Annotated in this window: 13 protein-coding genes; all 13 read left to right on the top strand. The window is 59.4% G+C overall.

The annotated features are described in order from the left end of the window. The first annotated feature begins 7 nt into the window (after window positions 1–7). The 13 genes from ACHMW6_RS25245 (at window position 8) to ACHMW6_RS25185 (ending at window position 17,162) form a co-directional block, all read left to right on the top strand. The gene (locus tag ACHMW6_RS25245; protein ID WP_395400931.1) at window positions 8–331 is read left to right on the top strand and encodes a copper-binding protein; all 324 of its coding nucleotides are present in this window, start codon (window positions 8–10) and stop codon (window positions 329–331) included. 21 nt (window positions 332–352) lie between these two features. After that, window positions 353–721 (top strand): copper resistance protein CopC, encoded by a 369-nt coding sequence (locus ACHMW6_RS25240; protein ID WP_395400930.1) that lies wholly within the window; start codon window positions 353–355, stop codon window positions 719–721. Between the two features lie 42 nt (window positions 722–763). Beyond that, window positions 764–1,621 (top strand): copper resistance D family protein, encoded by an 858-nt coding sequence (locus ACHMW6_RS25235; RefSeq protein WP_395408707.1) that lies wholly within the window; start codon window positions 764–766, stop codon window positions 1,619–1,621. Between the two features lie 24 nt (window positions 1,622–1,645). Continuing rightward, on the top strand, window positions 1,646–2,155 hold the full coding sequence (locus ACHMW6_RS25230) for a plastocyanin/azurin family copper-binding protein (RefSeq protein ID WP_395400928.1): 510 nt from the start codon (window positions 1,646–1,648) through the stop codon (window positions 2,153–2,155). Between the two features lie 1,086 nt (window positions 2,156–3,241). Beyond that, complete coding sequence (locus tag ACHMW6_RS25225) at window positions 3,242–3,721, top strand: hypothetical protein (protein WP_395400926.1); 480 nt, start codon at window positions 3,242–3,244, stop codon at window positions 3,719–3,721. Window positions 3,722–3,881: 160 nt separating this feature from the next. Beyond that, window positions 3,882–6,590, top strand: a complete 2,709-nt coding sequence (locus tag ACHMW6_RS25220) for a TonB-dependent receptor domain-containing protein (protein WP_395400924.1) — start codon at window positions 3,882–3,884, stop codon at window positions 6,588–6,590. A gap of 67 nt (window positions 6,591–6,657) precedes the next feature. After that, complete coding sequence (locus ACHMW6_RS25215; protein WP_395400922.1) at window positions 6,658–7,350, top strand: PepSY domain-containing protein; 693 nt, start codon at window positions 6,658–6,660, stop codon at window positions 7,348–7,350. Then, a complete protein-coding gene (locus ACHMW6_RS25210) occupies window positions 7,347–9,173 on the top strand; it encodes a PepSY domain-containing protein (RefSeq protein ID WP_395400920.1) in 1,827 nt (608 codons plus the stop codon). Before ACHMW6_RS25215 ends, ACHMW6_RS25210 begins: the two co-directional genes overlap by 4 nt. A gap of 1,258 nt (window positions 9,174–10,431) precedes the next feature. After that, the gene (locus tag ACHMW6_RS25205) at window positions 10,432–10,809 is read left to right on the top strand and encodes a hypothetical protein (RefSeq protein ID WP_395400918.1); all 378 of its coding nucleotides are present in this window, start codon (window positions 10,432–10,434) and stop codon (window positions 10,807–10,809) included. 111 nt (window positions 10,810–10,920) lie between these two features. Beyond that, window positions 10,921–12,195, top strand: a complete 1,275-nt coding sequence (locus tag ACHMW6_RS25200) for a TolC family protein (RefSeq protein WP_395400916.1) — start codon at window positions 10,921–10,923, stop codon at window positions 12,193–12,195. 12 nt (window positions 12,196–12,207) lie between these two features. Continuing rightward, on the top strand, window positions 12,208–13,419 hold the full coding sequence (locus ACHMW6_RS25195; protein WP_395400914.1) for an efflux RND transporter periplasmic adaptor subunit: 1,212 nt from the start codon (window positions 12,208–12,210) through the stop codon (window positions 13,417–13,419). A 14-nt stretch (window positions 13,420–13,433) separates the two neighbouring features. Beyond that, complete coding sequence (locus tag ACHMW6_RS25190; RefSeq protein WP_395400912.1) at window positions 13,434–16,598, top strand: CusA/CzcA family heavy metal efflux RND transporter; 3,165 nt, start codon at window positions 13,434–13,436, stop codon at window positions 16,596–16,598. Window positions 16,599–16,634: 36 nt separating this feature from the next. Beyond that, window positions 16,635–17,162 (top strand): hypothetical protein, encoded by a 528-nt coding sequence (locus tag ACHMW6_RS25185; protein WP_395400910.1) that lies wholly within the window; start codon window positions 16,635–16,637, stop codon window positions 17,160–17,162. Window positions 17,163–17,606 lie beyond the last annotated feature (444 nt).

Below are 17,606 nucleotides of genomic sequence, written 5' to 3'. Positions count from 1 at the left end.
AATGACCATGAAAACCCTCAACAATGTAGTCTTCGCCGCACTGCTTGGACTGACATTCGCTACCGCAGGTAGCGCCGTGCATGCGCAGGACGCGGCGACCACCCGCGCAGCGATGACCGACGGAGAAATCAAAAAGGTCGATAAAGACGCCAAAAAGCTGACCATTAAGCATGGCGAACTGAAAAACCTGGGCATGCCGGGTATGACCATGGTGTTTAAGGTGCAGGATGCGGCCATGCTCGATAAGGTTAAGCAAGGGGACAAGGTGCGTTTTAGCGCCGACAAGGTGGATGGCGCTCTGACGGTCACGTCGATCGAAGCAGCAAAATAACTTTTACACCAGGAGAAATTCATGAAAGCACTGCAGAACACGCTCGCCACCACTGCCTTGTTGGCCGCAATTCTGGCGAGTCCGTTCGCCGCCGCGCACGCCACGCTGAAGGCATCCAATCCGCAGGCTGGCGCCGTATTGGCTACCGCCCCGCCGGAAGTGTCGCTGACGTTTAACGAAAAAGTCGAGGAAGCGTTCAGCTCTATTACCGTCAATGCGGCTGATGGCAAACCGGTGACCGCCCAAAAGTCGCGGGTCGATAGCCAGGACCATGCGGTGCTTCGCCTGGAACTGCCGCCGTTGAATGCGGGTGAATACGCAGTGAAGTGGGCAGCGGCTGGTCACGACGGCCATCGTCGCACCGGCGACTTCAAGTTCACGGTGAAGTAATTGGATCCAGTCTCGTTGCTGCAAGTCGGGGCGGCCTTGGCAGTGAACCTGGGCTTCACGTGGCTGGTTGGCACGTGGCTCGCGCGCCGCTGGATGATTGCGAGCGGTGTGGCGCGCGCCGAGTTCGAGCCGGAGCTGCAGCGCCTTGATTTGCTGGCAGCGGGGCTCGGTATTGTGGCCGGCATAGCGGTCCTCTGGGCTGCGACGGCCGTCATGGGCGGCCTACCGCTGTCGGCAGCCTTGCCTATGGTGTGGCCGATGCTGTCAACCACTGATTACGGCCATGCCGGCTGCATTGCCGTTCTCATGATGGTCTTGATTTTCGTATTGTTGCTGTCGAAGCAGGCGCGCCCAGCCAGCGACGCCATGACGCTGGTGGGACTGGTGATCTTTGCCGTGACACGCGCATCCATGGGGCACGCCGGCGAAGAGGGACTCTGGACGGTACCGCTGGCTGCCGAGGCCGCGCATTACTGGAGCATCGCCGCCTGGACTGGCGCCGTACTGGCCTCGGGTTGGTTTGCGCTCAGGGAGCGGCGTATCGCTGCGCTGCCTGGCCACGCTATCACCCCTTATCTCGACCAGATGTCAACCATGGCGATGGCCGCCCTGGTCGTCCTCCTGGGCACCGGCTTTTACAGCGGGTTGCACCGGGTGGGGACGGTGACGCATCTGGTTCATTCCGCCTACGGCGCTGTGCTGCTCATCAAAATTGGGCTAGTTCTTCTTGCGATTGCGCTCGGTGGTTACAACAAATACATCGGCCTGCCAGCGGCATCCCGTTCCGATCAGGGGAAGAGAACTGTCCGCCTGGTTTTGCAGATCGAGAGCGTGCTATTGCTGGGCGCCCTACTGGCAGCGTCCTACCTCACGACACAACCGCCCCCAATGGCCATATAATTTTTTCGTCTTATGGAGTCAACCATGTTTAAGGCTGCACCAACAATCTCTTCCGCTGCGCTGGCAGTCTTGATGATGTTTTCCCTGCACGCCAGTGCGCAGGACATGCATGCAGGCCATGGGGAACACACGCATGCGGAGCAAGCGCAAGGCAACTCAACCGTTGGCAAGCCGGGGGACCCCAAAAAGGTCAGCCGCACCATCAAAGTCACCATGACTGACAATATGCGCTTCTCGCCGCAGTCCATCGCGGTGAAGCGTGGCGAAATCATTCAATTTGTCGTCACCAACGCTGGAAAAATCAAGCACGAGATGGTCATCGGCTCGATGAGTGGACTGCAAGAACACGCCAAGATGATGCAAGAGTTTCCCGAGATGGAGCATGCTGAACCGAACCAGGCCACGGTCGAGCCCGGCAAGTCTGGCGTCATCGTCTGGCAATTCGATACCGCCGGCAAGGTTGATTTCGCCTGCCTGCAACCTGGCCACTTTGAGGCCGGCATGAAGGGCTTGGTCGAGGTAACCGGCAAGTAATGCTTTGACGGTGCGCACTCGATTGCGGATTTGTTGCACCTGTTTGGGCGCGTCAAATTTCCCTGCTGTACTGTGTGAGTTGCCTAATGCGTAGAGTGCTAATTTATGCATCATGAAACGACGGCTTCCACACCTTTGGCTCCTCTGGCTACTGATTGCGACCGTGCCTCTGCAAGGGGCTGCGGCGGTAGCTGGCGGTTGCTGCTGGCGTACGGCATTGCGGACAATGCAAGTCCAACCGGCGCTTGGGAAAGTCGCTGAGCGTGGTGCCCAACACTGTGCCGATGCCAATGCTGTGCCGTCAACGATGGCTTCGTTCGGCAAGCACCGTGCGCTTGGCGGCGTTGAAACGCCCGCCTAAACTCTCTTATTTTTCGAGTGCCCTTATTGGGCCGACACCAAGGCGCGCGCACGCGTCTGTTGGAAAACGTCGGGCCAGGGCGCTATTGCGATGACGTCGTGACCGCGCAAAAGAACGCCATCAACAATATGCAGCACGGCGATTATGCCGGCACCAAATGGTCGGCACCAAAATTCGGATCGAAAGAGATTGACACTTCCCATGCCTCGATGGCGCCAAGCGCCGTTGCGAGGCCATTCTTTAGCAAGGAGAGCATCATGAATGTAATGACCTTTCAAAGTTGTATCGACGCCTGCAACGCTTGCGCGGATGCCTGTGCATGTGCGCCACGGCCTGCCTTAAAGAGCCCGACGTGGCGGCGCTGGCAAACTGCATTGCCTTGGATATGGATTGCGCCCAGATCTGCAGGGTAGCAGCATCCTATATGGCGCGGTCGAGTCCTCGCGCGAAAGAACTCTGCCGACAGTGCGCCGATATTTGCCACGCCTGTGCCAACGAGTGCGCAAAACACCAGATGGACCATTGCCAAAAATGCGCCGAGGCATGCCGAAGCTGCGCTGCCCAGTGCGAGCAAATGGCTGGCGCATAAAGACCGATTGGCGCCGTTTCGCACTGCATTGTGCAAGCCCTGCGCGGCGCGGTGCCAATCCCTTTTTGGTGGTGTCGTGTAAACGGAATTCGGCGAAAAATAGTGTGTTGCGGCAGATCGGGGCATCGCGCAGTAATTGCAACAACTGCTTTTAATTTGCGCAAAAGCCATGTTAGACTCGAAAAATATGATACGTTTTTTCAAGACATGCGTGTTGTGGTTGCTGATCCTTGCCCTGCCAATGCAGGTGCAAGCGGCAGTGGCTCAGCTGTCTTGCAACGCCAGTCACCAGCAGCGCCCAGCAGGGCTGGCAGCGAAGTCTGGGCACGTCGTCTATGGGAAAGCCTTCCTGCGCACCAAAAGGTCGATGCTGGCTAAAGGCGCGCCACATGGCGTGAAACTCGCCAAGAAGGCCGTGTCCGTCACGGCGGACGAGGAACACGCAACGTGTGCTCCCTGTGTCGCGTGCTGCGGCGCAGCGCCTGTTTTGCCCAATGCATCGAAGGTGGCCTCGGTTATTGAATCTTCCGAACTGCATTTCGCTGCGTTACCTGATTCACAACCTGGCTACATTCCGGAGGGGCTCGAACGACCTCCGCGTCACTTCGCTTCCTGATCACCACTGACGGCGCCGTCTCACGGCAGCACTGACCGTCAGAGATTTCCGAATTTGGTACCGTGCCCACGCACGGCTATGGATTTCGTCGTCCGACTCGGTGGCGGCGTTGACGCCGCCACCCTATCGGGAGGCTGTTGTGATGCGAAAGGATGTTCCGATGTTGCTGAAGAAGAAACGAATGGCGTTCGCCGTTCATACCGTCTTGATGACCGGTATCGCTGTAACTGCCAGTGCCCAAACAGACAATGGTGGAAAGGAGCTGGAGCAGGTCGTGGTGACCGGCAGCCACCTAAGTCTGAACCGCTCCATGATGACCGGCGTGGGCGCCGTCACAGTGATCGACAAGGATGCCATCGAGCGATCCGGCGCCACCTCCGTGGAGACGCTGTTGCAGCGTATGTCGGCCTCGGCCGGCTTCGCGGGCAACCAGACCAATGCGTACTGGGGTGAAAATGGCTATGGCACGACACAGGTAAATCTGCGCGGCCTGGGCGCTAATCGCACCCTGGTGCTGATAAACGGCCGCCGGGTCGTCAGTGGCGGCACCGGTGCCAATAGCTCGGTGGACCTGAACATGATTCCGGTGGCCATGGTGCAGCGCATCGAGGTCCTGAAAGATGGAGCTTCCGCGATTTATGGCGCTGATGCCGTGGCGGGTGTGGTCAACCTGATCACTAAAAAGGGCTTCGATGGTTTGGAACTGACGGCACGCTATGGCCAGACGACGCGCGATGACGCGCGCGACAAAGCGGCCAGTCTGGCGTGGGGCATTACGGGTGAGCGCGGCAGCCTGATGACTGCCCTCGACTACGCCGAAAGCGGCTCCGTCAATATGGCCGACCGGGCCCCATGCGGCTTGGGCGAAGCCAATGGCAAGCTGGTGTGCGTCGGCAGCTCATCGACGATCGGTGGCCGCGCTGTACTGGCCGATGGAACGCGCGTAAACTTCAATCAGACGCCGGGCGGGAACGGCAATTTTTACGAGCGATATTCCGCTGACAAACACAACTACAATAGCAATCCGTATCTGAACGCTGTCAACCCGATCAAGCGGCTCAGTTTCAGTACCTTCGGCGGTTTGAATCTCGAAGGGGACAAGCGTCTGTTTGCGGAACTGATGTACACCAACCGCCGTTCGCAGCAGCTGGCCACGCCCGGCTCCCTGGGCGTCTACCGCCCGATCAATATTGCAGCGAACCATCCGACCAACCCGACGGGCCAAAACCTCCTGCTGCAGCGCCGTCGCCTGCAAGAAGCCGGTGTTCGCTATTTCCTGCAGGAAGTCGACACGGCACGGGTGGTACTTGGGATGGACGGAAAACTGTCGGACACCTGGGATTGGAACGTGGCTGTCAACTACGGCCGAAATACCGGCGTCAGCACCACCACCAATGTAGCCAATCTCGACCGGGTGGATCAGACGCTGAACCGATCCGTTTGCAGTACCGCCGCTGATGCCGCTATCCCGTGCGCGGACTACCTTGGATTTGGCGATGTGACGCCGCAAGTGCTGCGCTACATCATGTCCGATTTGCGGGATCACGGGGGCAATGAGCAGAAGAGCGCTTCCGCCAATATTCGCGGACAACTGTTTTCTTTGCCTGCAGGGCCGATCGGCTTTGCTTCCGGCGTGGAGCTGCGGCGCGATCGCGGCTGGCTGAATCCGGATCAATTAACGGTGCTGGGCATCGCAAATACCAATCAGCAAAGTCCTATCGCTGGTGACTATGATGCCAAGGAAGTCTATGCCGAGACCGCTATTCCATTGCTGGCCAAGCATTGGCTGGCCGAATCGCTGGGGCTGAACACAGCGGTGCGCTACTCCAAGTACAAGATGTTTGGCTCAAACACCAGCTACAAGGCTGGCTTGGACTGGCAGGTGGTTCCCGCGCTAAAGCTGCGCGCCAATTATTCGACAGCCTTTCGCATCCCAAGCATCCCTGAACTATATGGGGGCACGGCCGAAGGCAACCTGACCACGACCGACCCCTGCAGCGGCTGGAGCGCACTTCCTGGATCGTCCGTGATCGCCCAAAATTGCCGTGACGCCGGTGTACCGGCCGGGTATAAGCAGCTGGGTAACACCGTGCTAACGACGACTGGTGGCAACATCAACCTGAAGCCGGAGGACGCCCGCACGCTCACCGCAGGCGTGGTGTGGACACCGGCCTTTGCGCGCGATCTGGTGCTAACGGTTGATTACTTCCGATTCAAGATCAGCAATGCGATCGCCAAGGTGGATGGCTCGACCAAATTGCGCGCCTGCTACCAGTCGCCCGGCCGCAGCCACCTGTTTTGCGGTCCCGAGCATTTCACCCGCAATCGCCTAACAGGAGAAGTGGACTTCCTGTCAGCGCAGCCGGCCAATGCCGCAAACGAGAATATCTCTGGTCTGGATTTCGGCGGGTTGTATTCGTTCCAGTTCGCCGGTGTCAGGGCTTCGTTGAATGCGGAAGCCTCATATCTGAAGAATTATGATGTCACGCCATTCGAAGGCGGCGAGACCCTGTCGTATGCTGGCAAGATCACCGGTGGCCGAGGCAGCTTCACCAAATGGCGTTCGTTCGATACGCTGACTTTGTCACGCGGCGAATGGTCGGGTGCCTACAGCCTGCAGTACATCGGCAAGGCCCGCGACATCAACGCCAGTGCCGGCGACATCGGCGACCACGCGCCAAGCGTGACTTACCACAATATGCAAATCAAGCGCATGCTTGGCAAAAACCTATCACTGGCATTCGGCATCGACAACCTGTGGGACAAAAAGGCGCCATTCATCCAGAGCTGGACCGATGCCAACACTGACACCATGACCTACGACTTGTTGGGCAGGCGCTGGCACGTGAAACTGAGCTACCGCATGTAAGGTAAGCCACCTTTCCTGCGGCGCCTGGCGCCGCAGGTTCACCGCAACTCGCATCACTGGGGACTTTATGAAGCAAGCATTCTGGTCGCGCCGCACGCACAAATGGCTCGGCTTGTTGGTCGGCATCCAGGCCGTATTCTGGATGGCCAGCGGCCTGTATATGACCGCAATTTCTATTGAGATCATTCATGGCGACCATTTGTCGCACGTTGAATCGACGCCGCTGGAGGCGCAGGCGGAGGCAATCCAGCCGGGGCTGCTCGCATCGGTATTTTCGGAGATGACGGGCTTTCGCTTGAAGCGTCTGCGCGATAAGGTGGTCTATGAAGTGACTTATCCTGGTGGCGTGGGACTGGTCGATGCACAAAGCGGCAAGCGGCTCGACCCGCTGGATCAGGCGATGGCGCGCAGCTTGGCGCTCGATGCCTACCAAGGCCTCGGTGAGCTGCGCGAGATTGGGTTATTGCGGCAATTGCCTTCGGAAGTCGCAACGCGGCGCGCACCGCTGTGGCGAGCGGACTTCGACGACGAATATGGCACGACGCTGTATGTCTCCCCGAGCAACGGTGAAGTCGTCGCGAAACGCCATACCTTGTGGCGTGCCTACGATTTCCTGTGGATGCTTCACATCATGGACTACGACAAGCGCAGCGACATTAACAATACGCTACTCCGTGCAGCGGCCGCTGCCGGGACCCTGTTCGCGCTGAGTGGCTTGTGGTTGCTCTGGTTCACTCTGCGTCGGAGGAACGTGCAATGATTCCAATGCTGCGAAAATTACACAAATGGGTTGGATTGCTGGTCGGTGTGCAATTCCTAATTTGGCTTGCCAGCGGCTTGACCATGAGCCTGTTCGACCACCACGTGGTGAGCGGCCAGATGCATCGGGCGCCAGCTCGCACGTTGCCAGTCTGGCCGGCCGCAGAGTTGCTATCGCCGCGTGAGGTGCTGATGAGTGCCAAGCATCCGGTCGAATCGGTCGAAGCATATTGGTTGGGATCCACGCCTGCGTATCGACTGAAAGGCGAGGAAGTCACGTGGCTGGTGAGCGCAAAGTCGGGCGAAGCGCTTACTGTCGGACCAACTATTGCTGCGCAACTGGCGAGGGCGGACTACACCGGCAGCGGCACAGCGTCCGCCGCGCGTTTGATGATAGACCCCAGCCTGGAGACCCGTCGGCATAGCGGCCCCATCTGGCGTGTGGATTTCAACGATACGGATGCAACGACAGTCTATGTCTCAGGCGAGGATGGCCGTGTGCTCGAGCGCCGCAATAATACCTGGCGTTGGTTTGATATCGCCTGGATGCTGCACATCATGGATTATAGCGGCCGCCAGGATTTCAATAATGCGCTGGTCGTGACAGCCGCCGTGGCCGGTTTGTGGATGGCGTTGTCAGGCATATGGCTGCTGTGCGTCAGCCTGCGCCTGCAGGAATTTGTGCCGGCGCGCTGGTTACCGCGCAAGAGCATTTGCGTGCTCGACGAGACCGGCAAACGGATCGGTATCGTCGAAGCGCACATTGGCGACACTGTGTTCAACGCACTCGGTCGAGCCGGCATCCAGTTACCCTCGAACTGTGGCGGTGGCCAGAGCTGCGGCATGTGCGAGATTCGCGCTTGTCAGCGCGCGCCTGTGGCAACCACGTCCGACGCCGAGCATATCCCGGAGCAGCGCCTGCGGCGCGGCCACCGCCTTGCATGCGGTATGGTCGTGCAAGAAGACCTGGAGATTGCGGTGGGCCATGGCGCCGCGCTGATGACCAGCAGGGCTGCCACAGTCGAGCGAGTGACCGCAGTGACGCCGTTTTTGCGCGAGATCGTCCTGCGGCCGGACCACAAGGCCAGCGCTGATTTCCAGCCTGGCTGCTATGTGCAGTTGCAAATCCCACGTTACAAGTTCGGCATGGCAGGCTTGCACCGGCCTGATCACCATCACGAGGACTGGATGGCGCTGGAGTTGCCTGCCGTATTTCGCTCAAAACAGCCCCTGCGCCGTGCCTATTCACTGGCCATGCCGCCAGTGCATGCGGATGGCTGCCTGACACTGCTGGTACGTTTCTCTCCAGGGCGGCGCCACGCAGGGCATGCACCGGGCAAAGGATCGTCCTATGTATATTCGCTGCAACCTGGGGACCGCGTCACGTTCAATGGGCCGTTTGGAGAATTTGCGTTACGGCGCGGCCACGCCGAAAAAATCTTCATCGGCGGGGGCGCCGGCATGGCTCCGCTGCGCGCGATGATCCACGCGCTGCTTGAGTCCGGGTCGAACGATCCAATTCAGTTCTGGTATGGCGCCCGCACAATGCGCGAAGTGCCCTATGCGGATGAATTCGATTCGCTGGCGCGGCGCCACCCGAATTTCCGCTGGCATGCCGTGCTATCGGATGAAGATGGCCGGGACGAGAATCGCATGCGTGGGATGGTGCACCAAGTCGCGCACGATGAGTCATTACAGGCACATCCTGCGGTCCGTAACTGTGACTTTTACGTCTGCGGGCCACCTGCGATGTTGCAGGCGACGCGCGACATGCTGCAGAAGCTTGGTGCTCAGCGGGTTGCGTTCGACGATTTCAAGATATAAGCACCTGCCTACTCGGGCGCAAGGTAGGACCCGATTACATAGCGATTCCGGGTTCTCCTTCTTCACCCCAGTCGAGCGGTCGCCGCATCAGCCGCCGGTTGCATGGGCGCCGGCAGTGTGCTCTTTGGGTACGGAACCCGAACGTAGCGTATGCTATCCAATGGTAGAAGGATCACTTCATGCGTGGCGCTAGTGGCAGGGCGCGCGTCTCAAGCGGAGCAGGCGGCCAAAGCGGAAACGGATATGCAGCGCCGCTTGGCGACATACGGCACCCCTTGCGAAAAGGCTGGTTTTCAGCAAGATACTGACGCTTGGCGTCTGTGTGTCGTCAATTCCAGTCCACATGGCCACCATCATTGAACGGTCGCTCAGGCTTGGAAGACGCCGTATCGGTTGTCTGGTCGCGGCGTTCACCACGTGATAGCCTTGCCATCATCCATAGTCAAGAACACGAATTAAATCCTCGCTGTATTCCGCGATTAGTTACTCGCGTATCGCCAATGCTGTCGTTCCTCAGTAACGAATCGTCCCCTGCGCCTCGGCGTGTGGTTGCATGAGTCGCACCAGTCACCCATGTGGATCAAGCGGAAATCCGAAGCGCTATTCCTCCCTGGCAGCGCGGCTGCGCCAGAAGCATCTCGCTTCCGTCTTGTGGCCAAGTGAAGGGCTATTCTCTGACTGCCGCTTGGTGGCTCCAAACCCTTGTAGCTTGCAATTCTGACGACTTATTTCCTGCTACAGCAATTAGCGATGGCAAACGGCGCGGCGTCCAATCAGTTTTGCTGGCTCACCGGCCGTTTCCGAAGATTACGTGAGGCATCGCCCCACAGAAAACTGTTCGCCAGTCTTCAACATATGGAAGCAAGTGCGAGCTTGTGGGCCACCGCTTTGATGGCCACGATGCCGTTCCGTTTGGTCTTCTTCCGCTGATAAAATTTGTAGGCAGGTTCGCAATATCGGATCGCAAAATTGGCAGTAAGGGTTCAACTGGCATAGTTCCCACAAAAGGGATACTCACGTGCGCCGCCAGCACCGTGCGCTGCTGTGGGATACTTCGGTTCATGGAAACCCACGACGAATCTCTTTTCTTGATATCCCTCTTGGAGGGGCTGCTGGTGGGCGGGGGCGTCTTATTGTGGGCTAACTGGGACCGGTTGCGTGGCAAAACGAGACCGAGGCCGGCAGCAAAGGGCCGCCCGTCGCCTAAGCGCCGGCGCCGCCGACGCCGTGATGGTTGATTTCACGTTAATTCACAACCATGTATAATCCGAGCATTATGGTTCGTCGTCTACTTTTCGCTGTGCTCACCGCATTCCTTCTCCAGATCAGCTGGGGTATGGTTGCGTCTTATTGCACGCACGAAACTGGCAAGGCGGCCAATCACTTCGGTCATCACCAGCATCAACACAAGGTGACGCCGCAAGATAGCGCTGAGTCAGGTACTTCGCTGGCGAAGAAGGGCGCTCCGCATACCGATTGCGCATCGTGTGCCCATATTTCTTTCGCCATCATCGGCGTATCCCCAGCTGCCGCGCAGCTTACGGTGTCCGGTTTTGCACCTCCCGAGCGGGACACCTCGCTCGATTCGCTTGCCCAAACGCCTCCAGAGCGCCCTCAGTGGCACGCGGCCGCCTGATCCGGCGCCGCGCGTAATCTTTCCCCGATAGTTTGAGTTGGTCGGTGCGAACCATAAGTTCGCAACTGCGCTATGCGCCGGATGCTTCCTTATTCGTTTCTGGAGAATCCAATGCAGACCAAGTATCTTTTTTCGCTGTTAGGGCTGGCAGCGCATCTGGCATGGGCGCAGACGCCGTCCCAGCCCAGTGTACTACCCTACAGTCAAAGTCCCACGGGCGTGGCTATTGCCGGCATGACGCTAGCGCAAGCCGTGCAAAGGGCCTTTGAAAACAACGCCGCGCTACGAGCCGCACATGCCAACGTGGGTGTGATGGAAGGCGCACGCGTGCAGGCCGCAGCCCGGCCGAATCCCGAATTGTCCTTCCTGTCGGAGGGCGTTCAGCAAACCGGCAATACTCAAACCATACAGATCAGCCAAGCGCTGGAGCTGGGCGGCAAACGCGGTGCGCGGATGGCCGCCGCTGACCGTGACATGGGTATCGCCGCAGCCGAATTGACGCAGCGTCGCGCCAGCCTGAGCGCCGACGTCACGGCCGCTTACTTCGACGTACTCACCGCGCAGGAACGTGGCAGTCTCGCCAGCGCAGGTGTCGATTTGGCCGCTGCTGCTGCGACAGCAACGGGCAAGCGCGTGACGGCCGGCAAAGTGTCTCCGGTGGAGCAGATGCGCGCCAACGTGGCGTTGAGCACCGCGAAGCTGGAATTGACCCAGGCGCAAAGCGAGCTGCAGCGCAGTAAAGCACGCCTGGCTGCCCTCTGGGGCGGCTTGGCAGAAGATATCGACGCCCTGAACACGGTACAGCCGGATCAGCAGTCAATACGCTCGCTGGATGAATTGCGGCGCCTGGCGCAGACTGCACCGCAGATGACGTTGTCCCAGGCGCAGGTGACACGCGAGCAGGCCGTGTTGGCGCTGGAGTCTGCTCGCCGTGTACCGAATCTGACGGTCGTCCTGGGCTCCAAGCGCGAAGCTGACCCGCGCCGGACGCAAACGGTGGTGGGACTCTCTATCCCATTGCCTTTGTTTGACCGCAATCAGGGCAATGTATTGGCTGCCCGTCGTCGTGTTGACAAGGCCCGGGACGAGCACGAGGCGCAACGCATCAAACTGGACGTCGACCTTAACGACGCCTACCAGCGTGCACAGTTAGCCCATCAGGAGCTGGAAAACTTGCGCGGCGAAGTGCTTCCCGCCGCGCACAGCGCTTATGACGCCGCCACCAAGGGCTTTGAAATGGGCAAATTCAGTTTTCTGGAAGTGCTCGATGCACAGCGCACGTTGTTCCAAACCCGCGCTCAATACCTCAAATCCATGTCCGAGCACTATCGGGCGATGGCCGACCTCGAGCGCATTGTGCCGCCGGCGGCCCTGGTAACCCCCTAATTCAGGACCACCATGAAGTTCAAACCATTCGATAAGAAAACCAAGACCACGCTGGCCACGATACTTTCAGCCGGCGCGCTATTGGGCGCAGCAATTATTGCCTGGCAGCCGGATCAGCATACACCAGCGGCCGAAGCCGCAGAGAAGAGGCCGGCAACCGCGGCCGCTGTCACGCAGGAGGAACACAGCGAAGCGGAGTTGATCCGTTTGAGCGATGAGCAGATGCAGCGCGCCGGTATCAGCTTTGCCACTGCCGGGCCAGGCACCGTTATCGCGAATAAGCAGCTGCCCGGCGAAGTACGCGCCGACGAGGACCGAACAGCACACATCGTGCCGCGCGTCGCCGGCGTTGCCGAGCGTGTCCTGGTTGTTCTGGGCCAGTCGGTGCGCAAAGGGCAAGTGCTGGCGGTGATTGCCAGCACCGAGCTGGCCGAAATGCGCAGCACGCTGCGCGCGGCCGAGAAGCGCCTGGATCTGGCCCGCTTGACGTACGAGCGCGAAAAGAAGCTGTGGGAGGACAAGATCTCCGCAGAGCAGGACTATCTGCAAGCTCGGCAGGCTTTCCGTGAAGCCGAGATCAACGTCGAGAGCGCGCGGGCCAAACTGGTGGCGTTGGGCGCCACACCGAACAGCGGAGAGGCCTTGAACCGCTTCGAATTGCGCGCACCGTTTGACGGCGTCATCGTTGAAAAGCATCTGGCGCAGGGTGAGGCGGTCAAGGAAGACGCCAACGTGTTCCTGGTGTCTGACTTGTCCCGCGTATGGGTGGAACTGGTGATCACAGCGGCGGACCTGAACATGGTCCGCGTCGGCGCAGACGCCACTGTGATGGCGACCGCTAACGACGCACGAGCCCGCGGCAAGATCAACTACGTTGGCTCCCTGATCGGCGAGCAGACCCGCACGGCCAAGGCCCGCATCGTACTGGATAACCCCGGCCAAGTATGGCGGCCCGGTCTGTTCGTCAACGTCGCTCTGGAACAAGGCAGAAAGCAGGTACCAGTCACCGTGTCGTCCGAGGCCATTCAGTCGGTCGAGGGCAAACCGAGTGTGTTCGTCAAGACGCATGAAGGCGTCGAAGCCCGGCCGATTGTGACCGGACGCGCCGACCCACAGCTGACCGAAGTCGTCAGCGGCGTGGCTGCCGGCACGCAGTATGCCACCAACGGCAGCTTCATCTTGAAGGCCGAACAGGGTAAGGACTCCGCCGAGCATGAACACTGACCGAGGACACGACCATGTTTGAGCGTATCATTCGTTTTGCCATCGAGCACCGATGGCTCGTGCTGCTGGCCGTGTTGGGGATGGCTAGTGTCGGCATTTACAGCTACCAGAAGCTACCGATCGACGCCGTGCCGGACATTACTAATGTCCAGGTCCAAATCAATACAGCGGCGCCTGGCTACTCGCCATTAGAAACGGAACAGCGCGTCACGTTTCCCATCGAAACCGTGATGGCCGGCCTGCCCAACCTGGAACAGACCCGTTCGATCTCTCGCTATGGCCTGTCGCAGGTGACGGTAATCTTCAAGGATGGCACGGACATTTATTTTGCGCGCCAGCTGGTCAACCAGCGCATCCAGGAGGCGCGCGATAACCTACCAGGCGGCATTACCCCAGTGATGGGACCTATTTCCACCGGTTTGGGGGAAATTTATCTTTGGACTGTGGAAAGCGAGCCAGGTGCGAAGAAGTCGGACGGCACCCCTTATACGCCCACTGACCTACGAGAAATTCAGGACTGGATCATCAAGCCTCAGTTGCGTAATGTGCCCGGCGTGACGGAGATCAACACCATTGGCGGCTTCGCCAAGGAATATCACATCACACCGGATCCGGCCAAGCTGAGTTCCTACGGTTTGACGTTAAAGGATGTGATCGCCGCGATCGACCGCAATAATGGCAACGTCGGCGCCGGCTACATCGAACGCCGCGGGGAGCAGTACCTGATCCGAGCACCGGGCCAAGTGCGGGGTATCGACGACATTCGCAATACGATTCTGCATTCCGTGCAGGGTGTAGCCGTTCGCATCCGCGACGTGGCTGAGGTTGGACTGGGCCGCGAGTTGCGCACCGGTGCGGCCACCGAGAATGGCCGCGAAGTCGTGCTCGGTACCGTGTTCATGCTTATCGGCGAAAACAGCCGCGTGGTGGCGCAGGCGGCCGACCGCAAAATGAAGGAGATCAACCGTTCGCTGCCACCTGGTGTCAAGGCAGTGACGGTCTATGACCGCACCGCTCTGGTCGATAAGGCGATTGCCACCGTGAAGAAGAACCTGCTGGAAGGGGCGGTGCTGGTCATTGCGATCCTGTTCCTGTTCCTCGGGAACTTCCGGGCGGCCGTCATCACCGCCATGGTCATTCCGCTGTCCATGCTGTTCACTTTTACCGGAATGGTGCAATACCATGTCAGCGCCAATCTGATGAGCCTTGGGGCACTCGACTTCGGGATCATCATTGATGGCGCCGTGGTCATCGTGGAAAACTGTGTCCGGCGGCTTGCTCACGCGCAGGAGCATCACCGTCGTGAGCTGACGCTGAACGAACGCTTCCACGAAGTGTTTGCCGCGGCGCAGGAGGCGCGTCGCCCGCTGATGTTCGGCCAGTTGATCATCATGGTGGTCTACCTGCCGATCTTTGCGCTCACCGGTGTGGAAGGCAAGATGTTCCATCCGATGGCCTTCACTGTGGTGGCAGCCTTGATTGGCGCCATGATTCTCTCCGTCACGTTCGTGCCCGCAGCGGTCGCGCTCTTTATCGGCAAGCGGGTCGGCGAAAAGGAAAATCGCCTGATGCAAATGGCCCGCCGCTACTATGAGCCGCTACTGGCCATGACGCTGCGCAACGGTGCTGTGGTGGTTACGGCAGCGGTCGTCCTGGTAGTCTTGTCCGGCCTGCTAGCCACGCGCTTAGGCAGCGAATTCGTGCCAAGCCTAAACGAAGGGGACATTGCCATCCAGGCGCTGCGCATCCCCGGCACCAGCCTTACTCAATCGGTCGCCTTGCAGCAGCAGTTAGAGGCAGGCCTGAAAAAGAAGTTCCCGGAGATCGAGCGTGTGTTTGCACGCACGGGCACAGCGGAAATCGCTTCCGATCCGATGCCGCCCAATATTTCGGACGGGTACATCATGCTCAGGCCGGAGTCGCAGTGGCCGCAGCCACGCCGCAGCCGCGCGCAGCTGCTAAGCGACATCCAGGCAGAGGCGGATCGCTTTCCTGGCAACGCCTATGAGTTCTCGCAGCCTATCCAGTTGCGTTTCAATGAACTCATTTCGGGCGTGCGGAGCGACGTAGCGGTGAAAATCTTTGGCGACGACATGGAAGTGCTCAATGCCACTGCCAAACAGGTCGCGAACGCGTTGTCGCGCGTCCCCGGCGCGGACGAAGTCAAAGTCGAACAGACCACAGGGCTACCGATGTTAAGCGTGGCTATCGACCGCGAAAAGGCGGCGCGTTATGGCCTGAACATTGGCGATGTGCAGGATACGCTGTCCATCGCTACCGGCGGGCAGGAAGCCGGGACGATGTTCGAAGGCGACCGCCGCTTCGACATCCTGGTCCGTCTGCCGGAACAGCAACGCAGCGACCTCGATGCGCTCAACCGTTTGCCGGTATCCTTGCCGGCGGTGGCCGGCGGCGGCAGTCCTGGCTTCATTCCATTATCGGAGGTGGCAACCCTATCGATGGCACCTGGCCCGAACCAGGTTAGTCGGGAAAATGGCAAGCGCCGTATCGTCGTCAGCGCCAACGTCCGGGGGCGCGACATCGGAAGTTTTGTCCCCGAGGCAGAAGAAGCCATCAATCAGCAGGTAAAGATCCCGCCAGGCTACTGGACCAGTTGGGGCGGCACGTTTGAACAGCTGCAGTCAGCGAAGGCGCGCCTGCTAATCGTGGTGCCATTGGCGTTATTTCTGGTATTTATCCTGCTGTTCGTGATGTTCAACAACGTCAAGGATGGCCTGCTGGTGTTCACCGGCATCCCGTTTGCCCTGACTGGCGGCATTGTTGCGCTTGCGGCCCGAGGGATTCCGATGTCGATTTCGGCGGCGGTGGGATTCATCGCACTGTCTGGCGTTGCCGTCCTCAACGGCCTGGTCATGATTTCCTTCATCCGCACATTGCGCGAACAAGGCATGTCGGTGGACGACGCGATCACCAATGGTGCTGTGACCCGACTCAGACCAGTTTTGATGACCGCCTTGGTAGCGTCGCTCGGGTTCGTGCCCATGGCACTGGCGACAGGAACCGGCGCCGAGGTTCAGCGCCCCTTGGCAACCGTCGTGATTGGCGGGATTTTGTCATCTACTGCGCTGACCTTGCTCGTACTGCCGTTGCTCTACCGCCTGGCACATGGTCGCGATGATGAGGAGGCAATCAGCAGTCCGGTGCCCATGCCTGCGTGATTCACTGTGTATATGCAGCAAAGGCTACGGAGCATTTTGGCCAATGTCGTGGCGTGCGGGGCGGCGTTGGCAGGAAGCGCCCAAATCGGTTCGGTGGCGCTTGCAGTAAGCAGTCTGCACTGGCTATTAAATGTCCTAGTTCAAACGCAAGACATCAATGGCCGTTCGGATGGCAAACCAATGCCGGCGCCGCAGCAACGCTTATTGGGCGGTTTGGATGTGCTGGTTATCGCCGGATGTGCGGCGTATTTCATGGCGTTTTTTCAAGTTGCCCATGTCGTCGCACACGGGGCGGCCGTTTCGGTGCCCCTTGCGACGCTATGGGCGCTGCCCGGAGGCATAGCGGCCGCACTCTTCATCAACACGCGTAAAGGAGACGGAATCGAAGATCACGAGCGCATTAAGGACAGCCACTGCGCGTTGTTGTGCGCAGGCTTGTCGGCGCTTGCGGCATGGCTGCCCCTTATCTCCAATTGGGGCCAGATTGACTGGATTGCCGCAGCTTTAGTGCTCGGGATTTGGGTATGGCGTATGGCGCGGCTCCTGACGGAGCTTCTGCGGTGACGAAGCTGGTTGGACACGAGGAGGACTTCAATACCTGGAACGCCTTGTCCCAGCCGAGTCCGCGCCGACGCCGAAATGGAGTGGTGTTGGTTAATGCATAACTAGGAGATACAGATCATGCGAGCACTAATATTGGCTTTACCTGCACTGCTCAGTGCTGGATGCGTGTCCGATGCGCAATTGTCCGCTCAGGCCGAAAGCAACCTTCGACGGAAAATGGAACTCTACGGCCCGGTCTGCGAGAAAGTTGGCTTCCAACGGGATACGGACGCCTGGCGCTTGTGTGTCGTTGAAATTCATTCTTCTGGCCGTCACTAGCAACGGTCGGAAGGGCAAAGGGAAAGCGATTCCCGCTGCCGGCACCCTGCTTAGCGTTGGCCCGTTGGCGGGATCCGATACCGCCCAGGGCCGGCAGCACGACTGCAGTGAAGACCTGGGCGCCGC

It is taken from the genome of Pseudoduganella sp. UC29_106, assembly GCF_044055365.1.
Lineage (GTDB): Bacteria > Pseudomonadota > Gammaproteobacteria > Burkholderiales > Burkholderiaceae_D > Rugamonas.
The sequence above is the reverse complement of the archived record's forward strand: the minus strand, read 5'-3'. Positions and strand labels throughout refer to the sequence as shown.